Raw genomic sequence first — 9,085 nt, 5'->3', positions numbered from 1 at the left:
GGGGCTCAGGATTTCGGCCACCTATGCGATCGTTGCCACGATCTTTGCCGAATATGCCGGAGCGCGGAAGGGGCTGGGCATCTATATCCTTGCCGCCAAGAACAACTTCCGCGCCGATCTGGTGCTGGCCGCAGTGGTGGCGTCGGCAGCGCTGACGCTGGCACTGCTGGGCGCAATCCAGCTTCTCGATCATCTGACGGCCAAAAGGCCTGAGGCGCGTCATGCTTGAGGTGCGTGGCCTGACCATTCGGAGCGACAGCGCCGCACTGGTTGACGATCTGTCGCTTTCGTTGCCCGGCACGGGCATCACGGCCCTTATCGGCCCGTCCGGTTGCGGCAAAAGCTCGGTCCTGAAATGGCTGGCAGGCATCCTTCCCGAAACATTGCATGCCGAAGGGCGGATGACGCTGGAGGGCCGGGCTGTTACCTCCCCCTGTCCCGACATCAGCTACCAGCCGCAAAGCGATGCGCTCTTTCCATGGCTGACAGTTGCCGAGAATGCCGTGTTGGGTCTCAGGGTCAGGGGACAATCTCGCCGCGAAGCGCGCATCCGCGCTGCACCTTTCTTTCGCCTCTTCGGGTTGCATGGCACGGAGGAGCAATTTCCCGCCGAGCTTTCGGGCGGGATGCGTCAGCGTGCTGCCTTTCTGCGCACCATCGTCCAAGACAGCCGGTATGTGCTGTTGGATGAGCCCTTCTCGGCGCTGGATGCGGTAACACGGCTCCACATGCAGGACTGGCTGGTTGCTCGGCTGGATGAGCGCCCACGCGGCGTTCTGCTGGTCACCCATGATCTGCACGAAGCGACCGGACTAGCCGATCGGGTTCTGGTGATGGCGGCGGGCCCAGGTCGTCTTGTTGCCGACATCCCTGTTCCGCTTCACCGAAAAGAGCGAAGCGAAGCCGCGCTCGCCCCACTACGCGACACCCTGAAAGCCTTGCTTCTGGAGGAAGCCTCATGATGATACGTCCGCTTGCACTTGGCATCTGCCTGGCCATCCCATTGCCCACCCATGCCGAAACGCAGGTCAGCATCGCCCTCGACTGGATGCTGAACACCAATCACATCGGCCTGGTCATCGCCATGGACAAGGGCCTTTATGCCGAGGAAGGGCTTGAGGTGGATCTGCTCCCCTATTCCGACACCAATTCCGCGGCCCTTCTGGCAGCAGGGGCTGCAGATTTTGCCTACCTGACTTCCCTTGGCTTCATGTCGGCTCGGGCCGGCGGGGCGGACTTGGTGGCACTGTGGGCGACGATGCAGCACGATGCAGGGCGGCTGGTTTACAGCAGCGACAACTCCGCGATCACTCGTCCCGCCGACCTGTCGGGCAAGACCTATGCAGGCTTTGGCAGCGCATGGGAAGAAGCGTTGATCGGCACGATGATCGCGCATGACGGGGGCAAGCCGGTCTGGGACACGGTGACGCTTGGCACGGGTGCCTATGAGGCACTGGCATCCGGAGCGGTGGATTTTACGCTGGAGGTTGCAACATGGGAAGGGGTGAACAGCGCCCTTCTTGGCCGAAACCAGTCCTCGTTCACCTATGCCGACTACGGGATTCCCGATCAGCAGAATGGGTATATCGGCACGCGTCGGGAAACGCTGGACGAAAACCCCGACGTGATCCGACGCTTCATGCGCGCAACCCAGGCTGGTTACGAATGGGCCGCCGATCATCCTGATGAAGCTGCGCAGATCCTGATCGCTGCCGGCGACTTTCCGAACGCGGATCTTGTCAGCGGTTCAATGGAGGCAATCACAAAGGGAGGCTACCTGCGCGATGGCCATACGCCCATAGGCACCATTGATCCGGCCCGCTTTACCGCCATGGCGCAGTTCTTGTTTGAAAGCGGTGTTCTCAAGGATGCAAACGGCCATGCCCTCGTTTGGCCGGGGGAGGTGTCAGAATGGTATGACCAAGGCTGGATGAACGCAGGAACGCAATCGGCTCGTTGAAGGATTTGAGGCAGAGCATTTCTGCCTCTGTTCCAGTTCTCACGCCCCAACCCACAAGAAGGATCTGAAGCCCTGGGAAGTTCATGTCACGCACCCACCATTCCTGAGAAGGGATCACAAGAAAAGATTACACCATCAAATCTGGATCAAGCAGGTGGCCTTCATGGTTCCCCATCAAGGCCCGAAACGCACTGTAGCGTACCTTTCGAAGAAAGGGCGCCAAGGCGATTTTGAAGGGCATCTCGCTTGCGCATTTCGGCAGAAGGATCGATCGGAACCCGCTCGCGCGTTGTTTGCGGCCCGCCGTAGCAGCTGGAATAACCCAAACCCAACCTACCGTGACCGCCGCGGAAGCCACCGGCGCAAAAACGGAAGTCTGTTTCGCTCGTTGTCGTATCCTGAAAAGTATAACCACGGGCAATATTTGCTTCGACCTCTTGAAGAAGCCGCGAAACATTTCTCTGCTCAGCGGCCACACTAACCTCACATTGCTCGGCTGGCGTGCTGCAGGATGCTAGTCCGCATATGGCAACGGATGTAATGACGAACGTGATGCAGTTCATCGGCATATCCTCCACTGTACCGTCAGTTTATCCCATACAACGCGATGGCGCGAGACCCTCTCGTTCCGGTTTCGAACGCTACAGTGCTCAAGAGAGCGGTCTTTCTAAGGAAGGGGATGGGCTTGAGAACGGTCAGTTTGAGGGAAAGTATGCTATGGCGATCAAATTCAACGTTGCCCACTTTGCGCGCGACATCATTCTGCACGCCGTCTTCTTCTAGCTGCGCTACAGAGTGTCCTGGCGAGACCTTCAAAAGGTCATGGCGAAGCGAGGTGCCAGGGTCGACCATGCGATGCTCGATCGGAGGGGAGCGTTGTGCCGGTCAGGTGGCCGAGGATGCGCATCGCCGCAAGCGGCCCGCTGAGAAATCCTGACGCAGGAACGAGACATACATCAAGGTGAGGGGCAGTGGGTCTACGTCGACCGCGCCGTCGATAAGTTCGGAAAACACTGGACTTCCTGCTGGCAAAGCGGCGAAACAAGCAGCTGCCGTCAGGTTTCTTGTCCGTTGGAGGTGAGGGGCTCGCCTCGTAAGATCGTCATCAACAAGGGCACCGCAACACCGAAGGGATCAAGAACATCAACCGGATGCCGAAGCGCTTTGGCTGCTCTGTGCCGATTGAGATGGTACGGATCAAGTGTTTCAGTACTCTGGTCGAGTAAGACCCCTGCTTTATCAAGCGCGGGGTGAGACCGATGCTGGGCTTCAAGAGCTTCACGTCAGCGGCGGCAACTATCGTGGCATCGAATTGGTCAACATGATCCGCGAGGGTCAATTCCGGCCGGAACTGCGACCGTTTCAACAATTCTGTCAGCTTGCCGCCTTAAGCCGAAAAAATCACTGACCGACTGTGGTGCGTTATACGATTTGCGACAGAGCCTCCACTTCCCCTCTGCGCAAAGCGCTATCGGAAGGGATTAACATTTGTCTGTTGCATGAAAATTGGTTAAAACATCATTATAATGCGTTAGTGAGGAGCATAGCAGGCTATGACGAAGGTGAGCTAGATCTTCGTGACCAGAAGCTGTAGCGGCCCGTTTAGCTTTCCGAAAAATTGCCGTGCTGACGCCCTGCCCGGCCTCAATTCCTTGCCCCCGCAGCGGCTCTTGCGGTTGCGTTCAAACGGTCGTTTGCTATTAGATGCGGATATTGTAGAAGGAGCGCTGAGGTGCATCTAGTCGGCTATGCCCGTGTCTCAACAGAAGATCAGACTCCCCTGCCCCAAGTGCAGGCTCTCAAAGCTGCAGGTTGCAGCGTGATCCATCAAGAGCAGGCCTCAGGCGGCGACCGTAGCCGGCCCGTACTTGCACGCCTCTTGGACGGCATACGCAAAGGGGACACGCTGCTCGTGGTGCGGATCGACAGGTTGGCTCGGTCGTTGTCGCACCTGCTCGAGGTGATTGAACGGCTGGACGCAAAGGGCGCATTCTTCCGTTCGATTCAGGATCCGATCGACACCGCATCTCCACAAGGCAAATTCACGCTGCAGGTCTTGGGAGCCGCCGCCGAGTTTGAACGGGCACTCATCCGCGAGCGAACGAAGGCGGGGCTTGCCAGCGCGCGCACCAGGGGCCGGATTGGCGGCAATCCTGGACTGAGGGCCCGCGACCCGGCCGCGATTCGCAAGGTGAGGCTGGCGCGGCACGAGGGATATATGGAGCGATTGAACGACGGCGCCCATGATTGGGTACCTTATGTCCGTCGGCTGCGGCCCGACATGGCATGGGAGGACGTGCTTCGCATCGTGAACGGGCCTCTCCCTTTGGATCGGCAATGGACGCAATCACGGCTGTTGCGTGCCGTGAAAGCATACGTGAGTGACGGCTTTCTGCCGAAAACGATATTGAGCCGTGCGGGCCGTCGTGCAGCAGATGATCGCCTGCCCGCTCTTGTGGCTGCCATCAAGGGTGCCAATCCGGACATCACGTTGCAGGCCATTTGTGATCGTCTGGAGGCCATGCGCGAACGTACTCCCCGAGGCCGATCCCGGTGGCAGCCTTCGTCAGTGAAGATGCTGCTGGAACGGGCCCAGAAGATGGGCTTGCTGGCCGGGATATGAAAAGCATAGAGGGGTCTTGAAATCCGTCGAAAATATCAGATGCCGGTTGATATGCTATCGTTTTGCTTCTCTGCCTCAGGAAGCGAGACAAGAGCTGCACGGCAGGATAGCACTTCAGAGTTGCACCATACTCATCCCTCTCCGTGGCAGGCTCAACTGGCGCTGTGCCGAAGAGGGCCGGCAAAAAGGCCCGGCGACATATCTTCCCAAAACGCCGCAATCCGGGCAGCGTTCAAAGGCGACATCCAGCCATGACGCTCGAAGTCTGCCCGTGCCGTTCGGTCGGTCAACTGACTCAGGAACAGCCGGCGGTCCGCGTCACGCTGCGTAGGCGTACGGGAGCGGATGACCTCTAGGATCCGGCGCAGTCGCTCGGCCTGAGGATGGGGCGGCTCGGCCGGCGCGGCTGGTTCGGTTCCAAAACCCGCTTCCAATGCGGCGCTGAGATAGCCGACCTTGCTGACAACATTCTTGCGCGCCTCCACATAATCCAGTTTGGCCTGAACCTGCTCATCGCCGTGGGCCGTCAGCCATTGGCGTGCCAGCCTGTCGCTGACCCCAAGCGCGCGCAGCCGACCATAAACCTCGCCGTGGCGAGCGCCCTCGCCATCGTCCATGTTCAGGATCGCCAGCTGCGGGTTCTCCTTGATCAGGAAGCGAATATGCGTGACCGCCCTGCCCTGCTTCTTCGTCTCCGGCGTCAAAATAATGTTGCTGGCCTTGTTGACCTCGGTCACGGCAGGCTTGATGATCTTGGCGTTCAGTTGCTTGAACACCTCGTAATAACTCGAGCCGTCTACTCCCATAAGGCGGCGGAACAGATCCAGCGGCCACCAACCCGTTGATCCTGTTCGAACGAAGCGATAGCAGTTCTCGTAGAGTGCCAAGGCATGTCCAGAGGCAAACCGCCGCTGCATGTTCAGGTTGATCAGCGCGAAGACCTTGGGGTCGTGCAGCTTTTCAGCCAAGGCAGGGGAATAGGCATATTCGCAGATCCCCGCCTTTAGCTTGGCATAGCTGAGCAAGCTGGAAACGCCCCACTCCTGTCTTCCCTTATCGTCAAGCATGTCCCATTCAGCAACGGTTTCGACCAGACCACGCAGCGACTGCTTCAGCGTGTCCATGTCGTTGCTGTTGTACCCGATCATCAGACAAAGGGTTCGAGCGTCAATCTGGTGGCTGGGCCGTGTAGTCAGCGTATCGTAAGCGTTCAGTAGCAGCACATTGGAGAGCTTGCGCTGAAGCAGCGTCAGTTTTCCCGACACATGAATTGCAGCGACATGCTTCTTCACAGCGCCGCGACGCAGGGCTCCCGATAGCTGATCTCTTGGAATGTCATTCATGACTTATACCGTATCGTTTCATGCATGCTGGCGCATAAGGTACCTGTATGCAAGATGGCCTAGGATACCGAGTACTTCCGCGTGCACATCCCGGAAATGGGCACTTTTGTCATTTAGTAGCTTGGTTAGGTGCCCATTTCCGGGATGTGCACGCGGTTACGAAGTTCTTTTTTTCACTATTACAGCCTAAAGGTCCTGCTCCTGTAGAACCATACCCTTTATCCTGAGAATCAGCGCCTTACTCCCTGCAAAAGGGCACCCCCGCTACCGTATATGGGTCCCAATCATCCTGAACATGGGTTCTTATCTTAGTTTAAGATTTTGATTCTTCATAAATATTTTGGAGTAAAGACTTTAAAGTAACTAAACAAGATACAATCTTTTGGATGGTATGATTCCTAAGATTAGCTGGTTTCGCCGCGAAACCGACGTAAGGCGTTCCCCATTCGGCATCGATGTGCCATAAAAATCTTTACGCAAGACCTAATAGGTTACATCCCAATAGGATTCAGATGTCAGGCAAAGATCCACTTCCGCCTTATTTCAATATAGATCCCGCACGCGCTGCCAAGCGGCTGTCTGAGCCCATAGGCACAGCGCGCTTTGCGAAGGCCGCCACATTTGCAGCCCGTGGCCGGCAGGATCTCGCTGAACGCGGGTATGCTCCCGACGGTCGAAAGCGACTACGCCGCTTTTCGACATGGGAGGTATGCCGCTATCTTATTCCGGTTGCGACTGCACATTTTCGTCGCGTCCTACGTAAGAACCCGGGCTTGCCTCAGGGCGTCGGTGAAGGCAAATCCAAGTGGTTCTCACTGGAAGATGTGCTGCGCCTTCGAGATCATTTCGCGGCCGAAGGCGCAGCAGATCGGGAATACCGACCCTGGCGTCCCGAAGGACTTCCAGCCAAGGTTATGGCAGTCGCCAACTTCAAAGGAGGAGTGGGGAAAACTTCGACTGCCGCTCATCTGGCCATGTCTGCCGCGCTGGATGGCTATAAAGTGCTGGTAATCGACCTAGACAGCCAAGGGAGCATGACCTCGATAATGGGCGGCCAAGTAGCCGACGAATGGTCAACAGCCTTTCCGCTGCTGGCCAAAGACTATGCCTTGGCTCTTCAGGACGAGAACCGGGTCCGCGAAGCCCAAGGCCAGTCGCTCCTTCCCTTTGACGAAACCTTGACAGAGGCTCTTAATATTGGAGCGCGCGACCTGATTCAGAACACTCATTGGCCGAATATTGACTTGCTTGGCGCGCAATTGAACCTGTACTGGGCAGAATTCCAAGTGCCGGTCTGGCGCATGGGCTTGCGCAGCTGGCCTCTATGGGACGCGCTGTCGAACAGCCTGACACATGATGGCATCGTGAATGAGTATGACATTATCATCATCGATACACCCCCTGCCCTAGGCTATCTCACGATCAATGCCCTGGCAGCTGCGGATATCCTGCTGGTACCTCTAGGGGCGACGTTTCTTGAATTCGATTCGACCGGCCGGTTTTTCGACATGCTTTACTCTACATTCGCGAGTGTCGAAGATGGCGAAAACGCTGCACGTCGCCGCGACGGGTTGCCCGAGATGCGCTTTGAGTGGGACGCGGTACGCGCAATCATCACCCGGTTCGAGGCGGGTCAACAAACTGATCTGGCCAATGTGATTCAGGCTTATTTCGGTGATTTCATGACCACTTATCGCCAAGAACTCACAGCAATGGTGGGGCAGGCGGGCGAGCAGGTTAACGGAATTTACGAGGCAGATTATAGAGAGTTCAATCGAGAGACTTATGTGCGTGGTCGCGAAACGTTTGACCGTACCTGGGCAGAGGTCAAGGAGTTGATTTTGGGTGCGTGGTGGCGTGATCTTCAAATGGAAAAGCAGGAAGAGGAACAAGACAATGGTCAAGCGCAGGCGACTTGAAGCGCCCAGTATAAATGAACTGACTAAGATAGAGGCAGAGTTTCGCAGCGAAACCTTTGACCGTACTGGTCTGGTTAGAGGTGTCGCTCCCATCGCCCAAGTGGCTGCAGACAGCGCGTCTCAAGTCCACGCTGAAAGTGCCGAGGCGCGCGCCGTTAGGGCCCGAAAAGAAGCTGACGCAGCGCGTTTTCACGCAGCACAAGCATCAGGCTTGCTGATGGTTGACCTGGCGCTGGACGAGATTGACGAGGACGCAATGATCCGCGATCGGCTGACGTTGGGAGAGCCTGAAATGCTGGAGCTGCAGCAGTCCATAGCGGCGCACGGCTTGAGATTGCCGATTGAGGTCTTCGAACTGGAGCGGCCGGGCAGGGCAGGGCAACGCTACGGTCTTGTGTCAGGTTATAGGCGCCTACTGGCCACGCGCGGCCTGCTGGATCTGACAAACGCCCACAAATACAGCACTATCCGTACAATCATACGGCCGCGTTCGGATGCCGGTACAGCGTTTGTTTCGATGATCGAAGAAAATGAAATTCGTGAAAATTTAAGTCATTTTGAACGCGGACGGATTGCAGTTATAGCCGCCAATCAAGGGGTTTTTGCAAGCACCGAAGATGCGGTGGATAAGCTGTATGCCACAGGCTCCAAAGCCAAACGCTCAAAGATCCGCTCTTTCGCACTCATTTTTGAAGAGCTTGGTGACATGTTACAGTTTCCTCAAAAGTTGACAGAGCGGCGTGGGCTGCAACTTGCAAGTGCTCTCCGCCAAGGGGGCGAGCCTCAGATCCGCCAAACCCTCTCGCAAGCCTTGCCTACAGATGCGGAAGAGGAGTGGCAGATAATTGAGACGCTAATCCGTCTGCAGAACCATGGCGATAGGGATCTTGGCCGGGGGGGGCGTCCAAAGAGTGATGCACGTCAGTTTCGGCATGTGGACGGACAGACGTTGCTAACGTCGAGCGGGATAAAGATCCGTTGCTCAGAAGACAGCAAGGGGTATCTGTTGCGCTTGGAGGGCAGGGCATTAACCTCGGAACTGATTAACCAACTGATACGGGACCTTAAAGCTTCGCTAGAACGGTAACGGGTTTCGTAGCGAAACTGCAGGCACCGGTCAGTTAAAATCACTTTAGCTCACCGCTACGTTTGAGGTCGCAGTGATCAGCAAAATCGGTATCAGAGCACGCGTCTTAGAAAGCATAGCCGTCGCCGGTGGGTTTCGCCGAGTCCTAATCCA

7 protein-coding genes and 2 pseudogenes are annotated in these 9,085 nt (G+C 56.8%); 7 read left to right on the top strand and 2 right to left on the bottom strand.

What is annotated here, in order from left to right:
• The 3 genes and pseudogenes from ACLHHB_RS10530 to ACLHHB_RS10520 form a co-directional block, all read left to right on the top strand.
• Positions 1-229, top strand: a pseudogene (locus tag ACLHHB_RS10530) (ABC transporter permease); the annotation flags it as partial.
• Complete coding sequence (locus ACLHHB_RS10525) at positions 222-962, top strand: ABC transporter ATP-binding protein (RefSeq protein ID WP_410218240.1); 741 nt, start codon at positions 222-224, stop codon at positions 960-962. The pseudogene ACLHHB_RS10530 and the gene ACLHHB_RS10525, both read left to right, overlap by 8 nt.
• On the top strand, positions 959-1,960 hold the full coding sequence (locus ACLHHB_RS10520; protein ID WP_410218239.1) for an ABC transporter substrate-binding protein: 1,002 nt from the start codon (positions 959-961) through the stop codon (positions 1,958-1,960). The genes ACLHHB_RS10525 and ACLHHB_RS10520 overlap by 4 nt, the downstream gene beginning before the upstream one ends.
• Before the next feature lie 161 nt (positions 1,961-2,121).
• Here the strand turns inward: ACLHHB_RS10520 and ACLHHB_RS10515 are convergent, their stop codons facing one another.
• Positions 2,122-2,523, bottom strand: a complete 402-nt coding sequence (locus ACLHHB_RS10515) for a hypothetical protein (protein WP_410218238.1) — start codon at positions 2,521-2,523, stop codon at positions 2,122-2,124.
• 154 nt (positions 2,524-2,677) lie between these two features.
• Between ACLHHB_RS10515 and ACLHHB_RS10510 the strand changes: the two are divergent.
• Together ACLHHB_RS10510 and ACLHHB_RS10505 are read left to right on the top strand one after the other, a co-directional pair.
• Positions 2,678-3,368: pseudogene (locus tag ACLHHB_RS10510) on the top strand (IS6 family transposase).
• A gap of 324 nt (positions 3,369-3,692) precedes the next feature.
• Complete coding sequence (locus ACLHHB_RS10505) at positions 3,693-4,583, top strand: recombinase family protein (RefSeq protein WP_410218237.1); 891 nt, start codon at positions 3,693-3,695, stop codon at positions 4,581-4,583.
• A gap of 152 nt (positions 4,584-4,735) precedes the next feature.
• On the opposite strand, the gene ACLHHB_RS10500 is transcribed toward ACLHHB_RS10505, so the two are convergent.
• Entirely contained in the window at positions 4,736-5,926 is a 1,191-nt protein-coding gene (locus ACLHHB_RS10500) for a replication initiation protein (RefSeq protein WP_410218236.1), read from the bottom strand.
• Positions 5,927-6,438: 512 nt separating this feature from the next.
• Here ACLHHB_RS10500 and ACLHHB_RS10495 point away from each other — a divergent pair.
• Both ACLHHB_RS10495 and ACLHHB_RS10490 read left to right on the top strand, forming a co-directional pair.
• Positions 6,439-7,845, top strand: coding sequence for an AAA family ATPase (locus ACLHHB_RS10495; RefSeq protein ID WP_410218235.1), 1,407 nt, complete (start codon positions 6,439-6,441; stop codon positions 7,843-7,845).
• Complete coding sequence (locus tag ACLHHB_RS10490) at positions 7,823-8,932, top strand: ParB/RepB/Spo0J family partition protein (protein WP_410218234.1); 1,110 nt, start codon at positions 7,823-7,825, stop codon at positions 8,930-8,932. The genes ACLHHB_RS10495 and ACLHHB_RS10490 overlap by 23 nt, the downstream gene beginning before the upstream one ends.
• Positions 8,933-9,085 lie beyond the last annotated feature (153 nt).

It is taken from the genome of Paracoccus sp. (in: a-proteobacteria) (assembly GCF_046462195.1).
GTDB lineage: Bacteria > Pseudomonadota > Alphaproteobacteria > Rhodobacterales > Rhodobacteraceae > Paracoccus.
This window is presented reverse-complemented; position numbering and strand designations above follow the sequence as displayed.

Bases quoted from the DNA above. Each gene is read 5' to 3' on its own strand.
- ACLHHB_RS10495 (WP_410218235.1), top strand. From the start codon at position 6,439: ATGTCAGGCAAAGATCCACTTCCGCCTTATTTCAATATAGATCCCGCA.
- ACLHHB_RS10515 (WP_410218238.1), bottom strand. From the start codon at position 2,523: ATGAACTGCATCACGTTCGTCATTACATCCGTTGCCATATGCGGACTA.
- ACLHHB_RS10520 (WP_410218239.1), top strand. From the start codon at position 959: ATGATGATACGTCCGCTTGCACTTGGCATCTGCCTGGCCATCCCATTG.
- ACLHHB_RS10500 (WP_410218236.1), bottom strand. From the start codon at position 5,926: ATGAATGACATTCCAAGAGATCAGCTATCGGGAGCCCTGCGTCGCGGC.
- ACLHHB_RS10490 (WP_410218234.1), top strand. From the start codon at position 7,823: ATGGTCAAGCGCAGGCGACTTGAAGCGCCCAGTATAAATGAACTGACT.
- ACLHHB_RS10525 (WP_410218240.1), top strand. From the start codon at position 222: ATGCTTGAGGTGCGTGGCCTGACCATTCGGAGCGACAGCGCCGCACTG.